The 23,583-nt window shown below is 46.2% G+C and carries 24 protein-coding genes; 12 read left to right on the plus strand and 12 right to left on the minus strand.

Going from position 1 to position 23,583, the window contains the following annotated elements; all coding sequences use genetic code 11:
- Window positions 1–2: 2 nt before the first annotated feature.
- Window positions 3–1,001, minus strand: a complete 999-nt coding sequence (locus ACUYLD_RS24925; RefSeq protein ID WP_446676193.1) for an ABC transporter ATP-binding protein — start codon at window positions 999–1,001, stop codon at window positions 3–5.
- Window positions 1,002–1,203: 202 nt separating this feature from the next.
- Here ACUYLD_RS24925 and ACUYLD_RS24930 point away from each other — a divergent pair, with 202 nt between their 5' ends.
- The gene (locus ACUYLD_RS24930; protein ID WP_446676194.1) at window positions 1,204–2,097 is read left to right on the plus strand and encodes a LysR family transcriptional regulator; all 894 of its coding nucleotides are present in this window, start codon (window positions 1,204–1,206) and stop codon (window positions 2,095–2,097) included.
- Window positions 2,098–2,223: 126 nt separating this feature from the next.
- Window positions 2,224–3,084: a hypothetical protein gene (locus ACUYLD_RS24935; RefSeq protein ID WP_250259936.1), complete on the plus strand. Its 861-nt coding sequence runs from the start codon at window positions 2,224–2,226 to the stop codon at window positions 3,082–3,084.
- Between the two features lie 109 nt (window positions 3,085–3,193).
- Here ACUYLD_RS24935 and argS read toward each other — a convergent pair whose 3' ends face one another.
- The 3 genes from argS to ACUYLD_RS24950 all read right to left on the minus strand — a co-directional run bounded on the left by argS (window position 3,194) and on the right by ACUYLD_RS24950 (window position 6,293).
- Window positions 3,194–4,873 carry an arginine--tRNA ligase gene (gene argS, locus ACUYLD_RS24940; protein ID WP_043882018.1) on the minus strand — a complete coding sequence of 560 codons (1,680 nt, stop codon included), beginning with the start codon at window positions 4,871–4,873 and terminating at the stop codon, window positions 3,194–3,196.
- A gap of 2 nt (window positions 4,874–4,875) precedes the next feature.
- A complete protein-coding gene (locus ACUYLD_RS24945) occupies window positions 4,876–5,310 on the minus strand; it encodes a DUF1934 domain-containing protein (protein WP_081112515.1) in 435 nt (144 codons plus the stop codon).
- 92 nt (window positions 5,311–5,402) lie between these two features.
- Complete coding sequence (locus tag ACUYLD_RS24950; RefSeq protein ID WP_446676200.1) at window positions 5,403–6,293, minus strand: LysR family transcriptional regulator; 891 nt, start codon at window positions 6,291–6,293, stop codon at window positions 5,403–5,405.
- A gap of 153 nt (window positions 6,294–6,446) precedes the next feature.
- Here ACUYLD_RS24950 and ACUYLD_RS24955 point away from each other — a divergent pair, with 153 nt between their 5' ends.
- The 4 genes from ACUYLD_RS24955 to ACUYLD_RS24970 all read left to right on the plus strand — a co-directional run bounded on the left by ACUYLD_RS24955 (window position 6,447) and on the right by ACUYLD_RS24970 (window position 11,056).
- Entirely contained in the window at window positions 6,447–8,201 is a 1,755-nt protein-coding gene (locus ACUYLD_RS24955; RefSeq protein WP_414126656.1) for an ABC transporter ATP-binding protein, read from the plus strand.
- Entirely contained in the window at window positions 8,198–9,937 is a 1,740-nt protein-coding gene (locus ACUYLD_RS24960) for an ABC transporter ATP-binding protein (RefSeq protein WP_446676195.1), read from the plus strand. Before ACUYLD_RS24955 ends, ACUYLD_RS24960 begins: the two co-directional genes overlap by 4 nt.
- A gap of 209 nt (window positions 9,938–10,146) precedes the next feature.
- Window positions 10,147–10,461 carry a MazG nucleotide pyrophosphohydrolase domain-containing protein gene (locus tag ACUYLD_RS24965; protein ID WP_061831789.1) on the plus strand — a complete coding sequence of 105 codons (315 nt, stop codon included), beginning with the start codon at window positions 10,147–10,149 and terminating at the stop codon, window positions 10,459–10,461.
- Between the two features lie 13 nt (window positions 10,462–10,474).
- Window positions 10,475–11,056: an LOG family protein gene (locus ACUYLD_RS24970; RefSeq protein ID WP_061831788.1), complete on the plus strand. Its 582-nt coding sequence runs from the start codon at window positions 10,475–10,477 to the stop codon at window positions 11,054–11,056.
- Window positions 11,057–11,270: 214 nt separating this feature from the next.
- On the opposite strand, the gene ACUYLD_RS24975 is transcribed toward ACUYLD_RS24970, so the two are convergent.
- Window positions 11,271–12,563 (minus strand): MFS transporter, encoded by a 1,293-nt coding sequence (locus ACUYLD_RS24975; protein ID WP_446676196.1) that lies wholly within the window; start codon window positions 12,561–12,563, stop codon window positions 11,271–11,273.
- A gap of 269 nt (window positions 12,564–12,832) precedes the next feature.
- The gene (gene speE / locus ACUYLD_RS24980) at window positions 12,833–13,660 is read right to left on the minus strand and encodes a polyamine aminopropyltransferase (protein WP_446676201.1); all 828 of its coding nucleotides are present in this window, start codon (window positions 13,658–13,660) and stop codon (window positions 12,833–12,835) included.
- A gap of 282 nt (window positions 13,661–13,942) precedes the next feature.
- Here speE and ACUYLD_RS24985 point away from each other — a divergent pair, with 282 nt between their 5' ends.
- On the plus strand, window positions 13,943–16,000 hold the full coding sequence (locus ACUYLD_RS24985; protein ID WP_069290789.1) for a transglycosylase domain-containing protein: 2,058 nt from the start codon (window positions 13,943–13,945) through the stop codon (window positions 15,998–16,000).
- Between the two features lie 145 nt (window positions 16,001–16,145).
- Here ACUYLD_RS24985 and ACUYLD_RS24990 read toward each other — a convergent pair whose 3' ends face one another.
- Together ACUYLD_RS24990 and ACUYLD_RS24995 are read right to left on the minus strand one after the other, a co-directional pair.
- Window positions 16,146–16,610: a transporter gene (locus ACUYLD_RS24990; protein WP_235306884.1), complete on the minus strand. Its 465-nt coding sequence runs from the start codon at window positions 16,608–16,610 to the stop codon at window positions 16,146–16,148.
- A 135-nt stretch (window positions 16,611–16,745) separates the two neighbouring features.
- Complete coding sequence (locus ACUYLD_RS24995) at window positions 16,746–17,795, minus strand: hypothetical protein (protein ID WP_446676202.1); 1,050 nt, start codon at window positions 17,793–17,795, stop codon at window positions 16,746–16,748.
- 119 nt (window positions 17,796–17,914) lie between these two features.
- Between ACUYLD_RS24995 and ACUYLD_RS25000 the strand changes: the two genes are divergently transcribed.
- The 3 genes from ACUYLD_RS25000 (at window position 17,915) to ACUYLD_RS25010 (ending at window position 19,366) form a co-directional block, all read left to right on the plus strand.
- Complete coding sequence (locus ACUYLD_RS25000) at window positions 17,915–18,307, plus strand: VOC family protein (protein ID WP_013308197.1); 393 nt, start codon at window positions 17,915–17,917, stop codon at window positions 18,305–18,307.
- Window positions 18,308–18,425: 118 nt separating this feature from the next.
- The gene (locus tag ACUYLD_RS25005) at window positions 18,426–19,238 is read left to right on the plus strand and encodes a pentapeptide repeat-containing protein (RefSeq protein ID WP_446676197.1); all 813 of its coding nucleotides are present in this window, start codon (window positions 18,426–18,428) and stop codon (window positions 19,236–19,238) included.
- Window positions 19,239–19,300: 62 nt separating this feature from the next.
- Window positions 19,301–19,366: a putative holin-like toxin gene (locus tag ACUYLD_RS25010; protein WP_446676203.1), complete on the plus strand. Its 66-nt coding sequence runs from the start codon at window positions 19,301–19,303 to the stop codon at window positions 19,364–19,366.
- 270 nt (window positions 19,367–19,636) lie between these two features.
- Here the strand turns inward: ACUYLD_RS25010 and ACUYLD_RS25015 are convergent, their stop codons facing one another.
- Window positions 19,637–19,990: a YunG family protein gene (locus tag ACUYLD_RS25015; protein ID WP_069290787.1), complete on the minus strand. Its 354-nt coding sequence runs from the start codon at window positions 19,988–19,990 to the stop codon at window positions 19,637–19,639.
- A gap of 57 nt (window positions 19,991–20,047) precedes the next feature.
- On the minus strand, window positions 20,048–20,593 hold the full coding sequence (locus ACUYLD_RS25020) for a histidine phosphatase family protein (protein WP_069290786.1): 546 nt from the start codon (window positions 20,591–20,593) through the stop codon (window positions 20,048–20,050).
- Window positions 20,594–20,733: 140 nt separating this feature from the next.
- On the opposite strand from ACUYLD_RS25020, the gene ACUYLD_RS25025 reads away from it, so the two are divergent.
- On the plus strand, window positions 20,734–21,483 hold the full coding sequence (locus tag ACUYLD_RS25025) for an MBL fold metallo-hydrolase (protein WP_446676198.1): 750 nt from the start codon (window positions 20,734–20,736) through the stop codon (window positions 21,481–21,483).
- Window positions 21,484–21,582: 99 nt separating this feature from the next.
- Here the strand turns inward: ACUYLD_RS25025 and ACUYLD_RS25030 are convergent, their stop codons facing one another.
- Window positions 21,583–22,089, minus strand: coding sequence for a PTS sugar transporter subunit IIA (locus ACUYLD_RS25030; RefSeq protein ID WP_250259946.1), 507 nt, complete (start codon window positions 22,087–22,089; stop codon window positions 21,583–21,585).
- Window positions 22,090–22,391: 302 nt separating this feature from the next.
- Here ACUYLD_RS25030 and ACUYLD_RS25035 point away from each other — a divergent pair, with 302 nt between their 5' ends.
- Window positions 22,392–22,751 carry a winged helix-turn-helix transcriptional regulator gene (locus ACUYLD_RS25035; protein ID WP_446676199.1) on the plus strand — a complete coding sequence of 120 codons (360 nt, stop codon included), beginning with the start codon at window positions 22,392–22,394 and terminating at the stop codon, window positions 22,749–22,751.
- Between the two features lie 9 nt (window positions 22,752–22,760).
- Here ACUYLD_RS25035 and ACUYLD_RS25040 read toward each other — a convergent pair whose 3' ends face one another.
- Entirely contained in the window at window positions 22,761–23,312 is a 552-nt protein-coding gene (locus ACUYLD_RS25040) for an NAD(P)H-dependent oxidoreductase (RefSeq protein WP_250259947.1), read from the minus strand.
- Window positions 23,313–23,583: the final 271 nt, after the last annotated feature.

Here is a 23,583-nt window from a genome sequence, read left to right on the forward strand (position 1 = left end):
CCCTATGCTTCAAGTTGGTGGATGTGTTGCGGTGATACCCAAACGTGCATTTGTTGACCTATGGGCAAGCGGCTGGAATGATATGCAGTCCATTGCTCGCCGTTCTCGGCTAGTATACGAATTTCATAACGATCGCCGACATAGCTGACATGCAGGATCTCTACTGTAAAAGCATGCTGATCTGCTTGCTCCTGTTCCCAACGCACATGTTCAGGACGAAATAGTGTCCGTTCCAACTCCAGCCAGTTGGATTTGCCAATAAACCTCGCCACCTCTGGATGAGCTGGGCAACCGTAGATCACCTCTGGTGTTCCGGTCTGCAAAATATGTCCACTTTTCATAACAACCACTTCATCAGACATGGACATGGCCTCGATCTGATCATGGGTGACATATAGGGCGGTCAGCCCCAGATCGCGCACAAGCGATAGCATCTCAATGCGCATCTCCTCCCGTAGCACCGCATCCAGCGCACTGAGCGGCTCATCGAACAACACAAGTCGAGGCCGGATAGCAACCGCTCTTGCAAAGGCAACCCGCTGCTGCTGGCCACCGGACAGCTGATGAGGATACCGATCCTCCATCCCTGACAATCTGACCATGTCGAGCGCCTTCAGCACCACGGTTCGCAGTTCCTTGTCTCGTACGCTGGCGAACCCTTTCCCTCGCTTGCCCGCACGCAGGCCGAAGGCCACATTTTCAAACACCGTCATATGCGGCCATAACGCGAAATCCTGAAAGACCATGCCAAAGTGGCGGAGATGGGCGGGAATATCCTTTTTGCGTTCTGCCGAAAAAAGAATTTCCTCTCCCATCGTGATTGTGCCGGTATCCGGTGTCTCCAGACCAGCAATCAAGCGCAAGAGCGTTGTTTTCCCACAGCCGGATGGTCCGAGCAGTGTTGTGAATTTGCCCCGTCGTACTACCAGATTCGTCTCATGCAGCGCTGTTATTTGGCTAAAGGTTTTACTTAATCCGTGAATATATAGATCCTGATTCATCGCATTACCTGCCTGTTCTTCTGACTGACCCCAGTGTAAAACTTGAAGTCGCAACCTGTGTTATTGGAAAGTTAAAACAAAATTAATTATTTCAATGAATTGTGTTAACACTCATAGATTTAATCTATATAGAGGGGATTGATGCTGCTACCCATAGAAATAGGCATGATTGTTCGATTAACCTGAAAGCGAGGCATTCTAAGTGAACTTAAGTCTTCTAAAGTTACATATTGTAGAGCTGCTAAATAAGCACCGTAAAATCACCACAGTCGCCGAGCTTCTTGGCCTAAAGCAACCCACCGTTACTTTTCATATGAAAAATCTGGAGCGTGAATTCGGAGTAAAGCTGTTTGACACACGTATGGGCAAAATCATCCTGACGGATGCCGGAAATGCACTGCTGCACTATGCCAGCAAAATTAATGCACTGGCTGCTGAAGCTGAGCGAGTCGTCCGCGAGTTCGATACGCTCCAGCGGGGAAGTATACGTATTGGCGCAAGCTATGTACCCGCTACCTACTTGCTTCCTGCTGTGCTGCACCGCTTTGCCCGTGAGCATCCGGGCATTCACATCGCCTTGTCTGTGAAAACAGCGCCCGTGATCAAGGACATGCTCGCTCGCCACGAAATTGACCTCGGCATCATTTCGGCAGAGCCGTTTCAATCCCCAACGCTACTCTCCGAATCCTTGGGCGAAGATGAACTGATACTCATCTGCTCACCCACTCATCCGCTCGCCAACGAAACCGATTTGACGCCCGAGCTGATCGCTTCTTCCTCCTTCGTATTACATGGCAAGGAATCCAGCACACGCCATGTGACCGACAAATGGCTGGAACGTGGGAGTCGGCGACTTCCTTCCTATCTGGAGCTGGATTCACTGGAAGCCATCAAACAGGCGGTTATGCTGGGAGAACACATCTCTTTTGTCTCTCGCATTGCCGTTCAGTCAGAGGTTGAGCGGGGCTTACTGGTTGTAAGACCTATCCCGGGGCAGTCTGTTGAGCGGTACATCTATATGGTCAGCAACAAAGACCGTCATCGCTCGGCGCTCATTCACAGATTCACCGAATATTTGTCATGGAACCAAGATTAAATCTTACCTGTCATATAGAAATTATGTAATTTTTTAACCGGAGTCCCCTTTTGCTTTGACATACGACTGACAATACACCCGTAAAGTGTAGCGTGTAACCTATTCGGACGAACAGGAGAGGATAAAATGAAAACAGGCCTTCGTATCACCAAATTGATGTCGGTAGTAACTCTGAGTGCAGTACTGCTCGTAACAGGATGGAAAGGAGCAGAACCGATACAAGCCGCCGCCAATGCCACACCAAGCTATGAGGTGAAGCTACTATTGGATACGGCTCAGGTCCTCAATGCGGATGGCTCATTAAAAAGTGGCATCGTGAACGAGTTTCAAATTAGCAACGATGCACAAAGATTGAGCGTCGAGTATTTTGATACAAATTCATTGCAATTAAATGACGAAGGCTGGAACGTGAGATTTCGTAAAAAAGAAGACAAAAAAAATTATGAATTAACCTACAAAAAGCGCTATACGGTCACAAATGGAAATATCGACGCGGCGCTCACCCAAGCGAATAAAGAAGGGTTCAGCGCATCTGATGATAATTATGAGGCTGAGGTGGATTGGGGATACAGCAAGCAAACACTAAGCTTTTCCAATGATAAAAAAACAAACGCCTCCAAAGGATTGGCTCTGCCTTCTCCAGATCAAGCATTAAAGCAACTGCAGGATAATCTTCCGGGCAAGCTGCAAAACTGGAAAAACAGCAATTGGGGCAAACAAACCTTGGCAGACTCCAGAGTACGCGGTCCTGTACAGGTCAGTAAATACGAGGGTAGCTTTCAGGGATTGGATACCGACGTTGAAATATGGCCTATTCGCAGCGCAAACGGATCAGGTACAGAGCATATTATCGAAATCTCCTTCAAAACCTCGGATTACAGTGTTGCCGCCAGCAACCGCACCAAGTTGATGAACCTGCTGCAATCCAAAGGATGGCTGGTTCCCGCCGATTCCCTGAAAACGAATTTGGTACTGGAACGCTACTAAGCTAATCCAACATAAAAAGGAACCGAATCGCCACCCTGTTGAGGGTGATACGAACGGTTCCTTTTATTATTATTTATGACTACAAAGTCATGATCTTAAAGTTGCTTGCTTACATACGTTCTGGTGCAGACACGCCCACCAGCTTCAGTACGTTGGCAATGGTCGTGCGCACCGCACCAAACAACGCCAAGCGTGCCTGCGTTTGAGCGGCATCCTCTGTGATGACGCGCTCTGCCTTATAGTAGCTGTGGAACAATGAAGCCAGCTCGTAGACATAGCGAATCATACGGTGTGGTGCAAAGTTTGCAGCCGCCACCGATACTTCTTCCGGCAGCTCGCCGATTTTGCGGAGCAGATCGTATTCATGCTCAGCCGTCAGCTTGGACAAGTCGACTTCTGCCAACGGCAGCACAGCAATACCTTGCTCTTCGGCTTGACGATATACGCTGCATGCACGTGCGTGCGCATATTGTACGTAGAATACTGGATTCTCATTGGAAGTGGAAATCGCCAAATCCATGTCAAAATCCAGGTGCGAATCCATGCTGCGCATAGTGAAGAAGTAACGGATCGCGTCTACACCCACTTCTTCCATCAGATCTTCCATCGTCACGGCCTTGCCGGTACGTTTGGACATTTTTACTTTTTCCCCATTTTGGAACAAGCTGACCATTTGGGCAATCAGCACTTTAAGCTTATCTGGATCATTGCCCAGTGCTTCCATTGCTGCCTTCATCCGTGGAATGTAGCCGTGGTGATCCGCTCCCCAAATGTTGATGATCGTGTCATACCCACGAGCATATTTATCGCGATGGTAAGCGATATCTGGGGTCAGGTACGTATATGTACCGTCATTTTTGATCAAGACACGGTCTTTATCGTCGCCGTACTTGGTCGTATTCAGCCATGTAGCTCCGTCCTTCTCGTAAATCTCCTCACGGTCACGCAACTCATTCAGCGCTTTAAGCACTTCACCGTTTTCATACAGCGACGTTTCGCTGAACCAGGAATCAAAAGGTACACGGAACAGCTCCAGGTCGCGCTTGATCTTGTTCAGTTCCTTTTCCAGACCGTAGTCACGGAAATAAGCTGCGCGATCTCCCGGTTCCATGGACAACAGAGAATCGCCCTTTTCGGCCACCAGTTCCTTGGCAAACCCGATGATATCCTCACCATGGTAACCATCCTCCGGCATCTCCGCAGGCTGTCCCAGCTCCTGCAAATAACGCGCTTCAATAGAGCGGCTCATGTTGTAAATCTGGTTGCCCGCATCATTAATGTAGTATTCACGAGTTACTTTGTATCCGGCAAAATCAAGCACGTTGCAGAGAGCATCCCCTACGGCTGCACCACGTGCATGACCTAAGTGAAGACTACCTGTCGGATTGGCGCTGACAAACTCGATTTGTACCTTTTTGCCTGCACCTTCCTGTATACGCCCGTAATCTGCCCCCTGTTCCTGCACTTGTCCAATAACTGCATACAGGTAGCTCTTGTTCAGGCGGAAGTTAATAAAGCCCGGTCCAGCGATTTCCGCACTTTCAATAGAAGCGGAAGCTAAATCCATATTCGCGATCAAATCTTCAGCGATTTGCCGTGGGTTCTTCTTCGCAATGCGGGTGAGCTGCATCGCAGCGTTGGTAGCCAAATCACCGTGTGACTTGTCCTTTGGCACCTCCAGCGTAATGGTCGGCAGCTCTTCGCGGCTCACGATTCCGATAGCCAGCACCGCCGCCTCGATTGCTGAAGTCACCTTTTGATTAATAAGTTCCAGTGGATTGCTTGTCATGATTATTGCTCCTCCTGTATATGCAAACTGATGGCAAAATGCCCCGAGAAATCCTCAAATACGTACAGATCATAGGTCCAGCTCACATGTCCGGTGAAACCATCCATCCGAATATCGAGCTTCTGCGTATGCGCAGACATGTTCAGGTTTAAATAAGGCGAGCGGTAAAATCCAGGCAACCTGCGTCCCAGCGCAAACGACTGCTCTGATTGTACCTCACCGTGACGAATCAGTTTTAGCTCATCCGATCCGATTTTGACTGTGTTTCGTGTCGTACCGCCCTCAGGACTTTCTTGCGGCTCATCGTACCTTATATATAGATGCTTCCCACGCACGATCGCTTCTCCGGGAAGTTCCTGTACCACATCTTCTCCGTCATGGTGACTATGAAGACGGATTCGGACCTTTGCATTATGTGGCATGTATTCAAACTCCATTCTATTGCTATCCTACTGTACTACTATATCCAGTTCCCGATTGCAATTCAAATGAGTTTTTACAAAAAGATGCTTTCATCCAAAAAATTCAGCTACCTTAAGTCAGCTCCATCGGATGCTTGGCTAAAACTTTCGATGAATCGAGAGGCTAGAGAAGACATGTATTTATCCTTCAGCCAGACAGCCGCCACACGCGTATGCAATTCCTCACACATAATTTCCTTAACGATTAACTGGTTATTGCTTCCGAGTGACAACGCAGACCGCGAAATCATACCGATCCCCAGCCCTTCATTAGCCCAGTGAAGCGTGGTGCGAGCATCGTCGTTTTTGCAAAAGATATTCGGCTCAAAGCCATGCTTCATACAGGTATCGTGGATCAATTGTTCAAAGCGGCGATATACGATGAGCGGCCTGTTCTTCAACTCAGACAATGAAATGGTCTTCTGTTCGGGGTTCCAGTCATATTCTTCTGTCATCACTGCTATCATCGGCTCAGTGGACGCATATCTACACCCTAAATCGGTAGTATTAAAAGGGGTTCTGACGATACCGACCTCGACAATTCCTTTGTTCAAAAGATCGAGAATCATGAACGTATTTCCCTCATGAATTTCAAATTTTACACCCGCATAGGTTTTATGAAATTCGGAAAGCCTGTCTTTCATCAACGTTGCCCCAGAGGAGGAGACCGTTCCAATGGTGAGCGTACCTTTCATCCCCATGGCAAAATCGTTTATCTCTCTTGTCGTGGCATCTGTCAGCTCCAAAATCTGCTTGGCCCTGTTCTGTAAAATGATGCCAGCCTCCGTCAATTGGATACTTCGTGAGCCTCGATGCACGAGCTTTACACCAAGCTCTTCCTCCAGCTGCATGAGTTGCTGACTTAAGGGAGGCTGTGCAATTTTCAGCTTTTTGGCTGCCGCTGTAATCTGTCCGGCCTCTGCAATCGCCAAAAAATACTTGAGATGTCTCAATTCCATCATTATGGACCTCCGGTACTGATATATGTAAAACCTATACCTCTAATATATATTAAATATTATTCATATGGTTGGGGATATGCCATAATCAAACTCAGTTATGCTATTGCGGCATGAGGCTATATACATTATTCAGGTTAGGTGATGGTTTATTTGCTGAAATTTGCTGTTTTTTTGAAACCCTATAAAAAGGAAACGATTCTTGGGCCTCTGTTTAAACTGATTGAGGCCATCTTGGAACTATTGCTGCCTACTATGGTTGCTTTAATGATCAATCATGGCGTAGGTAAAGGAGACACCCATTATGTTTGGCAGATGGGTCTTTTGATGTTACTCATGACTATACTGGGCTTTGGCAGTTCATTAGTGTGTCAGTTTTACGCAGCTCGTGCCTCTCAAGGATTCGGAACTACGCTGCGCAATACGATGTTTAAGCATATTTCTTCGTTTTCTTATGCTGATCTCGATAAATTCGGTACACCCTCGCTCATCAACCGGATTACGAATGATGTCAATCAGCTGCAAACAGCTGTAGCGATGTTGATTCGTTTGGTCATTCGCGCTCCTTTTATTTGTATCGGGGCGATTATCATGTCCATGATTCTGGACTTCCGCCTTGCTTTGGTGCTGTTGGCGGCTACACCGATTCTGGCTTTGATTCTGTATGTAGTCATTACGAAGGCTTCTCCCCTGTACCAGCTATACCAGAAAAAACTCGATAAAATCGCTCTGGTACTTAGCGAAAATCTTACAGGCGTACGGGTCATACGTGCATTTGCCAAAAGAGGAGCTGAACGAGGAAAGTTCAATGCCACCTCAGATGACCTGACCCAGACTGCTATTCGTGTCGGACGTATTTCTGCTTTGCTAAGCCCCGCCACCTTGTTGGTGGTGAACGGAGCTATTATTGCTATCCTGTGGATCGGCGGTATCCATATCCAATATGGATCTCTTACACAAGGGGAGATTATTGCCTTTATTAATTACATTACGCAAATTTTACTGGCTCTGATTGTGGTAACCAATTTAATTATTTTGTTCACCAAAGCTGCCACTTCAGCAGCGCGTATTCAGGAGGTCCTAGACACGCAAGCTTCGATTTCCGACACTGCTGCTACTTCTACATCTATAGACAGGGAAGGAACAAGTGAGCATGGCGCTGTACCAGCCATCTCTTTTGATCATGTTTCCTTTGGATACAATAAGACAGGACAACTGGCACTGAGCGATATAGTGGTAAACATCTATCCCGGTGAAACGGTCGGCATCATCGGAGGAACAGGTTCTGGGAAATCCACCTTTGTGAATCTTATTCCCCGCTTCTATGATGCGGTAGAGGGTCGTGTGCAGGTTGATGGCATTGACGTTCGGCAATATAAGCTCGAGCAATTGCGGCAGAAAATCGGAATTGTCCCTCAGAAGGCACTGCTGTTCACTGGTACTATAGCGGATAATATCCGTTGGGGGCATGAACACGCCACCGATGAGGAAGTCGCTCAAGCCGCAGCAATCGCGCAAGCGGATGAGTTCATTTCCAACCTGCCGGAGAAATTCGATGCTCCGATCACCCGAGGGGGGCTTAATTTGTCAGGAGGACAAAAACAGCGACTTACCATTGCCCGTGCTATTGTCGGCAATCCGCAAATCCTCATTTTGGATGACTCCTCAAGCGCACTCGATTTTGCAACCGACGCCGCCCTCCGTAAATCGCTACGGGAAAATAGCACCAGCATGACCGTCCTGTTGGTCTCGCAACGAGTAAGCAGCGTACAGCATGCTGATAAAATAATTGTGTTTGATGAGGGACGGATTGTTGGTATCGGCACACATGAACAGTTGATGAGCAGCTCAGATGTATATCAGGAAATTAATCATTCCCAGCTCTCAACGCAGGAGGTAGACCAATGAGTGGCAAGGAAACCTGGAGAAGATTGTTAACCTATGTGGGTCAATATAAAACAACAACATGTTGGGTCATCGTCAGTGCAATTCTCAGCGTGCTTGCCAGTCTGATCGGACCCTACATGATTGGTCAGGCTATCGACCATATGGTGGATAAGGGAGCAGTGGATTTTAAAGGTATTACGCAGATTCTAGCTGGATTAGGCATTGTATATATTGTAGGCAGTCTATTTAGCTGGCTGCTCACGTATTTGACGAACCGTATTGCTTTTCAGACCGTAAATGATATGCGGCGGGAGTTATTTGATCATTTTAATATCCTTCCGTTAAGCTTTCATGACACTCATCCGCAAGGAGACAGCATTAGCCGTTTTGTGAACGATATGGATGCTGTGTCGGATGGATTACTACAAGGCTTTTCCACATTGATTACCGGGATTATTACGATTATAGGCTCCATTGTACTCATGCTGTATATTAGTCCGATCATGACGTTGGTCGTATTGGTGTCTGCCCCGATCACATATGGCGTAGCACGGTTCATTACCACAAGATCGCAGCGTATGTTCCGCGAACAGGCCAAAATTTTAGGAAGCCTGAACGGTTATGTGGAAGAAATGATCGGCGGACAACGGGTAGTTACCGCTTTCCATTATGAAAACCGCTCGCTTGAGGAATTTTCCGCCAGAAACGAACAATTGTATCAAGCCGGGGTGAAATCGCAGTTTTACGGATCATTGTCCAACCCCTCTACCCGATTGGTGAACAACATGACTTTTTCAGTCACCGCCATGATTGGCTGTATCTCCATTATTTTGGGTGGGATCTCGGTAGGCGGATTGTCGAGCTTTCTGATTTATACCAATTTGTTCGCCAAGCCCTTTAATGAAATTACGGGTGTGCTGACCCAGTTCCAGGCAGCTACAGCTTCTGCTCAGCGCATATTTGCTATTTTGGACTCACCGCCAGAGCAGCCCGAAAAATCGAACGCCGTACAGCTGGAGCGCAGCAAAGGCACGATTGTTTTTGATCATGTCAAATTCTCCTATAACCCGGAACGTACGCTCATTACAAACTTTAGTTTGGAGGTAAAGCCAGGCACTCGTGTGGCCATTGTCGGGCAGACCGGAGCTGGCAAAACCACACTCGTCAATCTGCTCATGCGATTTTACGATGTGGACAGCGGCTCGATATCCATCGACGGGGTGAATATCAACGACATGAGCCGGGACAGCCTACGGACTAACTTTGGTATGGTGCTTCAAGATACATGGCTGTTCAGCGGGACCATTCGGGACAATATCGCTTACGGGAAGCCAGACGCCACGGACGAAGAAGTCATCGCGGCTGCAACAGCTGCCAATGCGCATAGCTTCATCAAGCGACTGCCTCATGGCTACGATACGGTCATTAGCGGGTCAGGCGACAGCCTGTCGCAAGGCCAAAAACAGCTGCTTACCATCGCGAGGGTGATCCTGGTCGATCCACCTATGCTGATCCTGGATGAAGCGACCAGTAGCATAGACACCCTGACAGAAGCGCGTATCCAAAAAGCATTTATGAAAATGATTGCCGGACGCACCAGCTTTGTGATCGCCCACAGACTATCAACCATCCGCGAAGCGGATTTGATTTTATACATGAAAAACGGCGATGTCGTCGAAAGTGGTACCCATGAGGGACTGCTTGCCAGCGGTGGCCATTATGCCTCGCTCTATAACAGCCAGTTCACTACAGCTTAAAAGACTGAACGGATACGGTCGCATCATTAAGGTCAACGTTCTTTAAAAAAAGTCGGTTGCTTTTTAAGCAAACGGCTTTTTAATTTCTCTTTGATAAATCCCCCCTTATATTATATAATAAAACACGAACAAACGTTTCCGTTTCATCTAAACCTTATGGTTTGTGTATAGCCAACACCTATGCGTGGGTTTCAGTTGGGAGGCTGAATATGGATATTAATGAATTTCAAAAGTGGGTCAAGCAATATTATCAGGAGAGAAACTGGTCGGATTTAGATATCTTCGTCCGAATTGGTTTCTTGGCAGAGGAAACCGGGGAGGTTGCGAGAGCTATTCGCGCCCTGGAGATTGGCAGAGACCGGCCTGATGAGATCGATGGTTCATTCGAGGAGAACAAGGAGCATTTAACTGAAGAACTTGGAGACGTACTGGGTAATCTCATCGTGATCGCCAACAAGTATGACATCACCTTGGAGGATATATTTCGAACACACCAGCAAAAACTTGCAAAAAGATATACATAAAGGAGAATCTCATATGAAAAGCATTGCTGTTTTTTGCGGTTCCAGTAATGGAGCGTCTGAGATTTATCGAGAGCATGCTGTTGCTCTGGGCAAGGCACTTGCCGAACAGGAAATAAGCCTGGTTTATGGAGGAGCAAGTGTTGGTTTAATGGGTGCAGTCGCTGACGCGGCACTTCATGCAGGAGGTCGCGTCATCGGTGTGCTCCCTCACTTTTTGCAAAGCCGTGAAATTGCGCATAATGGCCTGAGCGAATTAATCATTGTTGATTCCATGCACGAACGAAAATCTAAAATGGCAGAGATTGCGGACGGATTCATTGTTTTACCAGGTGGCCCAGGTACAATGGAAGAATACTTTGAAATTTTCACATGGGCGCAATTAGGCTTGCATGAAAAGCCATGCGGTCTTTTAAATATTAACCATTATTACGATCCTCTTATTTCCTTGTTTGATCGTATGGCTCAGGAACAATTTATGCAAGAAAAATATCGTGCGATGGTAGTTACGGATACTACTCCGCAAGGAATCCTACGGCAATTTACAAATTACACTCCTCCTGCCGTCAAAACATATCTCACGAGCAAACGGACCTGACATTAGCAATGGCACATACTGCTCAACAGACATACCAATTAATTTAATAGTTATAAAAGGAACACCACCGTCAACGTTATTCCAGTGGGGTTCCTGTAGAATTGAGGAGAATTGCAGGCTTTTATTCTACCTAATCGTCACGTTCACTTTTACACCTGCATTTAATTATGTACTCATCCAATGAATGCTGTCACGCCTAACGAGAACCCCAATTTTAAATCCCAGCGCCCGTAGCGGTTGGATGGTCCATTTGCCCACTTTCCTGAAAATCCCTGCGGTACAACCAGCCGATCAAGATAGCAATGGTCGTCATAATCGCAGCCAACAAATACACCTGCACCATACCGAAACGATCTGCATACCAGCCCATGAATAACAAGGACAGACCGAAAGCGAGATTTGTAATCACATCAATTCCTGCCATCACTTTGGGCAACTGGGCTGCCGGTGCACTGGTTTGCAGCAAGGTGCGGCGAATAATCCCTGCCATTTGAACAGGTAAGCCTGATACAGCAAAAAGAATAAGTGCAGCAACGGGGATTGTATTCAGCGCAAATACAATTGTAATCAGTACATACACCAGCAACGCTCCGAGCATGTATAAAAAGCTGTTCTTTTGCAAGCGCTTGACCAAACCAACGACAATCAATCCACCCAAAATTGTGCCCGAGAAAAAGGACGCATTCATAAAGCCCCACCAGCTCGCATCCCGATGCAGCACTTGGCTGACGTACGCCAAAATAAATACGCCGAGCCAGGAGACTCCCCCAATACTATCCACACTATCGACGATCATCAGAGAACGAATACGACGGTTATGCCAAATGATTTTCCAGCCTTCCCCAAGCTCTTTCCAATGGGAGCCTTTTTCCTTTCCCTTTGCAGGTTCTACTAGATTTGTTGAGGAATCCGAAGCTTCAAGACTTAATTCCTTCTGATCCAGCGGATCACGGATGAAGGACGTGACAGTTACAGCCACAAGATAACAACAGGATGCGATCACAAGCGTATTCAGGGAACCCAGCCAAGCCACAATAATTCCGCTCAACGCCCAGCCTGCACACTTGACCACCTGATCACTGACCGCTACCATGCCGTTGGCCCGCATTAGTCCTTCACCCGTAGCCAAACGGGGTACAAGCGCATTACGCGCGGGATTTGTCCAGCCATCCAGAAAAGACATACCAAACACCATCACAAAAATAAATAGAAACGACCTCTGCTCAGGTACGATCCACAAATAAAGCAGCAGCAGCGTAAAAATGACAAACTGCCCAAACTGGGAAAATAGCAACACGCGCGTTAGCTGAAATCGGCCAAGGACGATCGGTGCAACGAGCCCACTAAGTACTTGGGCAGACAATCGGAACAACGGAATTAAAATAGTCGTCATTAAGGAATTACTTGAACTGAACACCAATACCACTACACTCAACATGTAGATGATATCTGCTACGTTGGAGATTGTCTGAGACCCCCACAGGTAATAAAAAGAGCGTCTGATCAAAAAAGTTTCCCCCTCTTTGGTACATCGCCGATTTATGTATTTCCATAACCAAACCGTTCCTGTTGACATTACAAATCTGTTAAATGTCTGGTTTTTTGTATATTCTACGCACACCCTTAAATTTCCTTCTTTTATCTTAAAAGGAAATCCAGTGTCCAGTATGCTTTTATACCCTTTTTCAAATCTTATCCAACACAAAAAAGCGCCTATAGCGCTCTTTCCCACCCAAAAACAGGCAATAAAGACCACTAAGGCGCTTTTTAAAATGTTTACTTCGTTAAATCTTCTACAAACTTAGGTAGTATAAACGCCGCCTTGTGTAGACGCGGACTGTAATATCGGGTGTCCATTTCTGGAATTCGGGTCTCGTCTACTTCGAGCGGATCATACTTCTTACTCCCCAACGTGAATGTCCAAAGACCACTCGGATAGGTCGGAATGTTCGCACCATACACACGCACAATCGGGAAAATTTCCTTCACATCTTTGTTGACCTTCTGAATCAGGTCTGCCTTGAACCACGGGTTATCCGTTTGCGCAACGAAAATGCCGTCTTCCTTCAACGCCTCAAAAATGCCTTGGTAAAACCCGCGCTCAAACAGCGGGGCTGCCGGACCTACCGGCTCCGTCGAATCGACCATAATGACGTCGTATTCATTTTTGTGTTCAATAATGTGCATATATCCGTCATTGACTAGCACTTCTACATTAGGCTCGTCCAGCTTCCCTGCGATTTCAGGCAAATATTTTTTGGAATATTCAATCACCTTACCATCGATCTCAACCAATACCGCCTTTTCTACTTCAGGGTGCTTAATGACCTCACGAATAACGCCGCCATCGCCACCGCCCACAACCAAAACTTTTTTCGGATTCGGATGTGTATTCAAGGCCGGATGTGCTACCATTTCGTGATACACAAATTCATCCTTAACCGTTGTCATCACCATGCCATCCAGAACAAGCATATTGCCGAATTCCTCTGTCTCGATCATAGCCAGATCCTGAAAATCCGTTTTCTCAGAGACGTAGGTTTGTTTGATTTTTGCTGTAATACCGAAAGAGGGAGTCTGCTTCTCCGTAAACCACAAGTCCATCATTCCAACCTTCTTTCTGATCAAAGTATGTGTCCGGCAATCCGGTAGCATAAACGTTGACTTTCCTTATATCAGCAACACGCAAACGCCGAGTTTGCTATATTTATTGTACCAAACGCATTGGAATTTCACACTTTTTGCATTATAAGTGATACCTGAATGGACTGCAAAAGCAATTTGGAGATTTAATCTTGTTTAAAATAGACACGTGTGTGTATCTGATGAATAGACGCTTTCGGATTGACTATACTGAGAACATCAACTATGGAAAGAGGTGGCATGATGACCGATACGACCGGGCGATCCCCCAAGCGTAAACCGCTTTGGCTTCGATGCTTTCAAGGACTAATGTCTCTCACTATTCTGACGGTCATCGCCGCCTGCATCCTGCTCGCCTATTTGTACACGACCAGCCTTCCGCTCGCGGATACGGATAGGAATTCACGTCTGCTCGATAGTCAGGGACAAGTCATCGCCACTTTCTCTGCTGGAGGCAAGGAATCCATTCCGGTCCAGCTTGATCACATTTCACCCGATTTGATTGCAGCCACCCTGGCTGTGGAAGATCGGAAGTTTTACGATCATTTTGGCTTTGATTTCAAAGGTCTGGGCCGGGCGGTAATCGTTAATCTGACCCGCTGGGATATGTCGCAAGGGGCCAGCACGCTGACTCAGCAGCTTGCACGCAATCTGTACTTATCTCATGAGAAAACGTGGACGCGCAAAGCCAAGGAGGCCATTTATACCGCACAGCTTGAAATGAAGTACACCAAAAATGAACTGCTGCAAATGTATTTGAACGAAATTTACTATGGTCACGGCGCCTATGGCATTGAAGCAGCTTCGCAAATGTATTTCGGTAAATCCGCAAAAGAGCTGGATTTGGCCGAAAGCGCCCTGTTAGCAGGTATTCCGAAAGGACCGACCTACTATTCACCGTATAATCATATGAAAAATGCAAAGGATCGGCAGAAAATTGTACTGGACTCCATGGCGCTCACCGGCAAGATTACTCCGGCCGAAGCCACCAAGGCCTATGAGGAAATGCTGGCCCTGCGGCCCGAGAGCCAGCGCCGGACAGTGGAAACCGCTCCCTGGTTCCGCGATTACGTCCGCCAGCTGGCGACTCATCAACTTGGGATTAGCGAAGGGGTGCTCGAGCATGGCGGACTGAGTATTTATACCACGCTGGACATGCACATGCAGCAGGCAGCCGAGGCGGCTGTAAACGAAGGCATGAAGAACAGCAACGGACTGGAAACCGCGTTAATCTCCATGGACCCGCGCAACGGACATGTCAAGGCCATGGTCGGCGGAACGAACTATGTCGGGAATCAATATAATCATGCGCTGGCCACAACCCGGCAGCCGGGCTCAGCCTTCAAGCCGATTATGTATCTGAGCGCGCTGGATTCCGGCGAATTGACGAGTACGTCCAAGTTCGAAAGCCGACCGACGTTGTTCCACTACGATAACAACCGCAAGACCTATAAGCCCAAAAATTTTGGAGACAAATACTTGGGCGAAATAGATCTTCGGCGCGCAATTGCGGCGTCCGATAATATTTATGCCGTTAGCACCATTTTGAAGGTGGGAACGGACAAGGTCATGGACCTCGCCAGCAAAATGGGCATTACAAGCGAGCTTAAGCCCGTACCTTCGCTGGCGCTGGGCGTGTCGCCCGTCAGCCCGTTCGAGATGGCCTCGGCCTTCTCGGTCATCGGCAGCGGCGGGCAAAAGGTGGCTCCGGTGGCAGTGCTGCGCATCACCGATGCGGCCGGGCGGTCGCTGTACGAAGCGCCCCAAGCCGCGCCCGTGCAGGTGGTGAAGCCCGCCTCCGCCTATGTCCTTACACGCCTCATGGAAGGCGTGTTCGAAGAAGGCGGCACCGGCAACCGGGTCGCGAAGCTGATTAAGCGCCCGGTTGCCGGCAAGAGCGGCACGACCAACACCGATGCGTGGATGGTCGGCTTTACCCCCGAACTATCCACCGCTGTCTGGGTTGGCTATGACAAGGGCAAGGACATCAGCACACAGGATGCCCGACGGGCGGCTCCGATTTTTGCGCAATATACGGAGAAAGCGCTGGAGAATGTGCCGCCCAAAATCTTTCCTATCCCCGACGGCGTAGTCAGCGCTTATATTGATCCGGCCAGCGGCAAACTGGCTGCACCGGACAGCCCAGATAAGCGGCTGGAGGTATTTGTCAGCGGCACGGAGCCGAAGGAGACGCTGTCGGGGCAAGATAACCCACCGGCATCAACACCAACTGACCAAGCGGAGCGACAAGCCGAAAAGAAATCATGGTGGGGCAATTTTAAACGTTGGTGGATGGATTAATAGCAAAAAAAGACTGGGGGAACGCGATGAGCGCTCTCTCAGTCTTTTTATTTTCGCTTCACTTACCTCATGTGCCCAATTACTCTCTTGCCAGTGCCATCAGCCATCATCCCGTTAAACCCCGCTCTTCCCTAAAGCTACGCTATTACCAATAACAGCTAAACGACTCAATACGGTTAGTGTCTACACCATAATAAAACCAAAAACGTCCACTCCACCGAAAACCCGCTACGGATGTCCTGCCTACAAAGACAGGGTACATCCAGAAACGCTCTCCGTTCGTCAGCCATACAAACGTGTTGCGGAACAAACAACCAAAGATGGCTCCAGGGTCAACCGCATACGCCGAAACCAGCGGCTTCGGTGGTGTAAATTGCGGTGGTGGGGAAGTTGGTGCTTGAGTTTGCTGCCCACCTTGCGGACCGAATGGCCCCTGCGGCGGTGGTGAGAACGGCTGTGGCGAAAATGGTCCTGGGCCTGGTGGCGGACCCATCGGAGATGGGAAGGAATCCTGCATATCAGGAAATTGTGGAATCGAAGGACCTGACGGCGTGAAAGGACCCGGAGTACCCGGTTGCGTTCCGAAAGGAACTTGTGGCAGTAAAGACATGTGTTTCACTCCTTGTGTTCTAGGCTGATGTATCCTATGCGGGACATCAGCCCGCGGACTGGGCGAATCCCCATATCGCCGCCAAACTCCGCCATTTCGTCCTTTTACATCAAAAATTCTTATATCCCGACCCGATTAACTCCCTGTCCGAACATGCTCCAGCTCAATTTCATGCACCATTTTAATCTCGATTTTTTTCCTTAGCTCATCATACTGATCCAACAGTCGGTGCTCAACCCCCAACTGTTCGTTCATCCAGCCTACAATAGAGTCATCGTGATGTTCGTTAGACCAGCTAAACAAATCGCTATATAGCTGACCAAATGATTCCTCATTGCTGCGAGCGAACCGGATCGGTCGGGCTGTATAGCTTAGCTTTAGTTCCAACATCTCATATAGCACGTCCAAACGGTATTCCAATGTCTGTACATCTTTTTTGGATGTATCGTAGCTTTTTATATCCTGAACAAGCTCCCTAAAGGTTAGTCCTACATGCTGCATAGCAAAATAAGACCACACACAACTGCCTGTAGCCGTTCCATGAGCCTCCCAAAACGGATTCCACAGGATAGATCGAATCGTATCCTTCTGCCCTTCTCCAAACAATGCGATTCCAGCAATAATTCCTGCATTACAGTCTACGGAAGCATGTTGCTCTCCCCAATGTACCAATCGCGGAATCATATCTTCAGTCGTGCATTTGAAGCTTAACAGAGGTAAGAATTCATTAAACAAATTCTGATCTAGCGCTTTTTCCAATTCAGCCGCCAGTTTCTCACGATACGGTTCGCATGGAAGATGTACCAGTCCTAAACAGGCATCCACAGACACAGCTCCATACGGTCCGTTCACCAAAGCGACGAGATCAGCAGCAGCCTCCACATAACCCAAATAACCTAGCGCATACAGCACACCGTCAGGTATATGTTCTGGGGATGCCTGATTTCGGACGTAACGCTCGTACATATCCTGCGCCAAAGTAACATCCCCGCATCTCATGATCGGCTGAAGGAGCAACCCCCGGATATAATGATGGGGATCTTCTACAAAAAGCCTATATAACTCCCTCGCATCTTCCACTGTCCCATATTGGGCAACCACATCCGTATAGGCAGAAATGATGCTGGCATCCAGCTTCTTAGCTGAGCCGAACATATCCATAAGTCTTGCTGTCGCGTCCATTATCCTGTCTTTCTCCTTTCACGTGTGTACATCTTCATGAAGCACTTCTCTAATGCTGAATATTTCTATTAAAAAAGAGGAAAGATGTTATCATCTACGATACAATCTAGGGAGTTGATCTCATGCATGATTCCAGTCCAAAAATCACAACATTTTTCATGTTCTCCGGTCAAGCAGAAGAAGCCATGCAATATTATACCTCTGTATTTAAACCGTCTGGTATCATGAGCATTTTTCATCAGGAAGATGGGACCGTGTTACATGCCGTATTCAACCTCAAAGGGCAGACTTTTATGGCTATAGACTATAACCATCAGGACAAACACCCTTTTACCCCAGCTCTATCGCTATTCGTCACTTGTGATTCGGAAGAAGAAATCCATAGCGTGTTTGACCAGCTATCTCAGGAAGGCCGAGTTCTAATGCCCCTTGAAGCCTCTCCCGTAAGCCAACAATTTGGGTGGGTTGAAGATAAATACGGAGTCTCATGGCAATTGAACCTGGCAAAAGACTAGATTTCTTCTCTAAACGATCCAGCAGACTCTAGAAGTCTATGAAAAAACAATATACTATACCCCATCTTTTTTTGGTAATATTACATTTAATAGGTGCCAGTAAAAGGATGTGTGTTTATTGTATAGTGCAAATTGTGAACAATGTTTTGGTTTATGCTGTGTAGCCTTGCCTTATGCAAAATCAGCTGATTTTGCTTTTAATAAGGATGGAGGAACCCCTTGTCAAAACCTCAATGCGGATTATCGTTGTGATATTCATAAGAATCTAAGAAACAACGGCTTGCGAGGCTGTACGGTATATGATTGCTTTGGAGCAGGTCAAAAAGTTTCCCAAGTTACATACAAGGGAAAAAGCTGGCGAGACGATCCGGCAATAGCTGAGGAAATGTTCAATCTATTTCCCATCATGCAACAGCTTCATGAAATGCTTTATTACCTCAATGAAGCCCTTAACTTAAAAGAAACTCAACCCATCTATACAGACTTACAAAAAGCTATGGCGAAAACCGAGCAGCTTACGGATCAAGATCCAAAATCCCTCATAAATCTTCATGTACCAACCCATAGGGCGTTAGTCAATGATTTACTTTTACAAACAAGTGAGTTAGTACGAGAAAAAGTTAAGAAAAACGTGGAGCACAATAAATATAGTAAAAAAATCAGGAGTAGAGACCTTATCGGGGCCAATTTGAGAGGCGCTAATCTTAGAGGTACCAACCTGAGAGGAGTTTTACTTATTGCTGCTGATCTGCGAGAGGCTGATCTGAGAATGACAGACTTGATCGGTACGGATTTTAGAGATGCTGATTTAAGTGGGGCTAATCTGGAAGGAAGTATCTTTCTTACACAGGCGCAATTAAATTCGGCTAAGGGCAATTGTAAAACCAAACTGCCCCCTTCTCTAAGCATTCCCGGTCATTGGCTGCATTAGAGTTTATTTTATAGTACTCTCCAAGAAAATACGTAATTAAGTAATTAATATCTCAAGACGCAATTTCCTTGATGATCATGTTCGGCATGTTCATTCTGGCATTGCCTACCTACATAAAAAAGAAATAGACCGCCCCGATCCAAGGTAACGGTCTATTGTTGGACCCTACTGCCGACTGCTCTTTAAGCAGTGGTTGTATACTGGAGTCGTGTTAGCGCACGACTCCTTTACTATTCTTACCTCAGTATAGCCCATTTTATAACGTAAATACAGCTTTTATCTTCAAGAATTTTACTGATTACTCAGCTCTTTAATGTATATTGGGCAACAAAAAGTACCTTCCATTGGATCAGGTTCAAAAATCACGTCTTTATGACTGCATCCAGATTTAAATCCCCTTATTCTTCTTCGTTTAGAAATTCCTTTAATCTCTGGCTTAAGGCTGCATACTGCCCTGCATTGGTGTCCGAAAAAGCTTCCTCCCGGTTGGAGTATACATCCTGATACTGAGGAAGGCTTGAAAATTGCGACCTCGTAAAATCTATAATGTCCTCACCAATGCGGTTGTAATAGTGCCAGCCACTATCCAGCCATGTCCTCAAAATATCGCCGCCAAGCCTGTCCTGAACGACAAGCGCTGTGACACCACATTGTCCAGCCGCAGGATTATTTGCTGTCCATTTAGAACTAGACTCCAAAGACCAAGCTTGAAACAACGCCTTTTCTAATTCTAAAAAACGGTTTGCATTCAACATGCGCCTCCCCTTTCGATTCCATTCTGCACTTATGGTGAACGTGCTTTATTTATTTCAACCCGTATTCCACACTCTGTGAATCTTGGCTTCTGCTTCTTTCAGCTCTAGCAAATACACGTCGGGATTCGAAAGCTTTTTCCAGTCCTCAAACCCAAACTGCGGATCGTAATGTCGAATGAGAAGAGATAGTAAAGCTCCATGAGTTACAATGATAACCGTTTTTTCCGCCCGCTCTATAAGCTCCTGAACAAGCTGGATTCCTCGATCTACTGCTTCACGGGATGATTCCCCTCCCTCCAGCTTCAAGTCCTCGTCCAAATAGGTCTGTTCCAGCACGTCCAGCCAATGGTCCAAATGCTCATGGCTAAGTACCCGTTCTTGAAGACGTACATCAGTATACACCTGCAACTGTTTCCGTTCAGCCAAGGGCTGAATGGTTCGCACGGCCCGTTTCCACGGGCTGGACACAATATATTCCACACCTACGTTCTCCATAAAATCAACTAACTGCTCAGCTTGTCGGGTACCCTCATCGGTAAGTCGGGCATCTGGTTCCTGTCCTGTTGCTTGGGCATGTCTGACAAAATAAATTTTCTTCACGTCATCACTCCTAACTGTCACACAAATTTAAAATTCTACATATTTACAAATAATTATTTTTGTGATATAATATATGTTTACATATTTATATTTCATGATACGATTCCTTTGTATTACATCAACTCTTATGGAGGGATTCGATGCAATTAGACAAGGGAATACACATGCTCCAGGTTTCTGCTAACATTATGGGAAGTATAGAGAGTATTCACCCCACTTTAATGTGGGACGAAGATAACATGATTTTAGTTGATACCGCTTACCCCGGGCAACTCTCACTTTTGCATGAGGCTATTCTAGGCACCGGATTAACAATCCATAAACTTACCTTCATATTAATAACACACCAGGATCTTGATCATATCGGCAGTTTAGCAGATATAATCCGGGCTTCTTCATCCCCAGTTCAAGTATTAGCCAGTTCTATCGAAAAGCCTTATATACAGGGAGAACAACAGCTTATAAAGCTGACTCCAGAAGCAATAGATCAAGCTGTAAGCGCCATGCCCGAATCCGTTCCGGTAGAGTGGAGACACGCATTCCGGCGTACACTTGAAAATCCCCCAAAGGCTATTGTAAACTCCACCATCGTTGCCGGAGAGGAATTACCTTTCTGCGGGGGGATCGTAGTTATAGATACTGCTGGACATACACCAGGACACCTAAGTTTCTATCATAAATCCAGTCAAACCCTGATTGCAGGAGATGCTCTACGCGTGGTAAGCGGCAAATTATTGGCTCCAGACCCGCAATACTGCTGTGATTTCAATATGGCCAAAGAATCTCTTAAAAACCTGCTGCCATATGATATAAAAAAAGTGATCTGCTTTCATGGAGGGCTGTACGAAGGCAATTGTAATCAGCGGATATCTGAAATATGTGAATCCTAGCTTTTGATCACATGGTCATACCCGATCCTTGACCAGTCAGTGAATCATCTAAAGAAAAGACTAACCAGGAATTCCTGGTTAGTCTTTTCTGAATGAGAACTAGGCTTTTAAGTGAACTCTTAATACGGGTACTTCTGAAGAGGCGGATGTACCTTCCAAGATTTCCACATGACTGATCATCTCTTGCCCGTCTGGAACGATTACCGGAGTAATTACAGGCAAGCCACCCTGTTGAATCGCGTCTAGATCAAACTCCATCAGTAATTGCCCTGCTTTAATGTTATCTCCTGTTTGAACGTGAGGGTTAAACCCTTGTCCTTTGAGGGAAACTGTATTAATCCCGACATGTATCAAAATTTGCACACCGGATTCATGCTCAATGATCAGAGCATGCTTACTTTTCTCCATCACGTGAACGACTTTACCCGCGAAAGGAGCAGTCACTTTACCTTCAGTCGGATGAATAGCGATACCTTCCCCCATAGCCTTCGTAGAGAACGCAGGATCTGGAACCTCTTCAAGGGAAACCACTTTTCCTTTGATTGGTGCTACCATGTCGAATTGTTCAATACGAGGAGTCGCCTTCTTTTTCAACCATTTAAACATAACGATGCCACCTTATTTAGAGATTACATTCATAAACAGTGAATGGACTTAACTACATCTTTTAAGGAACCGGTTCCACAAAATGAATAAAAAGAAGAGTGGAGGCGATTTCTATCTGAATTATAGTGAACGCCTTTCCAGGATGTCAAGGCGATCCTCTCCGTTTCTAAAATCACTCTATTTAAAGATACAGAAACATTTATAACGAGCATACTTTACATCATTTCACCAAGATTGCATAATGATCAGTTGTAAAGTATGCACATTTATATTATATACTTACCTAAAGGAGAGTGTAACTTATGGGTGAAACCTGTGTTCCGTCTGGCGTGGTCCTAAAAGACACTGGCTTTGGATATACGTTGTCCTTAATAAGCGGTAAATATAAAATGATCATTATATATTGGCTTTCTGAAAATAAGGTTATGCGGCATAACGAGCTGAAACGAAGTATCGGCACCATTTCCTTCAAAACACTAAGCATTATGTTAAAAGAGCTAGAGGCAGATGGCCTTATCATACGCAAGGAATTTCTCCAGATACCTCCAAAAGTTGAATATTCATTATCTAAGCGTGGCCTTTCTCTCATTCCATTGTTAAATATGATGTGCGAGTGGGGAGAGGAAAATGGTTTGCCAGCTCTGGAGGACGGACAGCAATAGGCATTCCTATTACAGGCTGTCAATAAAACTCAAATAATCTCGTGCGCTTTTTTCCAATTCGCTTTCGGACAAACCTGGGGCATCTGCGCCAGGCTCATTTTCTGTACCATAAAACGCAAAGAACGAACGATAATCTGCACTGCAATATAGGAAGGTTGTTTCAAAAGGGGATAGTAGATGCTCAAGTGTATAGCGATATCTTCCCTTTTCACTATAATCTTCTTTTTTAATTCCGGCAGATACAGCTAAAGCAACTTTGCGATTCTTTAATTTGTCTCCTCCATTTGAACCATAAGCCCAGCCATAAGCAAAAACATCGTCAAGCCATTTTTTAAGGAGAGGCGGACTACTAAACCAATAAACAGGGAACTGTAAAATAAGCTTACTATGCGATTCAATTAAGTGCTGCTCTTTTTCCACATCAATGTTCCCGTCAGGGTAAATCGTATGCAATTCATGTATAGTATACTTTTCTGGATATTTTTTGAGTTCTCCTACCCATTGCTTATTTATCACAGATGTTTCTATGCTTGGGTGTGTTACGATAACAAGAGTTTTCAAAGACTTATCCTCCTTGAGTATTATTTATTTTCTGAGTATAAAGCGCGCACTACAAATATGTAAGTATGCACTTTTAGTACAACTACTTACTAAAAGGTTAGTGTCAAATCAGAAAAATATTCTTTCTATACCATCACCACGATCATACGTTCATGCTGAAAGCTATTTCGCAATAAAAAAAAGCAGCCCACAGATTGAAGTGACCCCTTAAAGTTAGACAACTATTTTTATGCAACCAGTTGGGCATGAGCTCGGTATTGTACCGGGCTCA

Source organism: Paenibacillus sp. SER-28, from assembly GCF_052906305.1.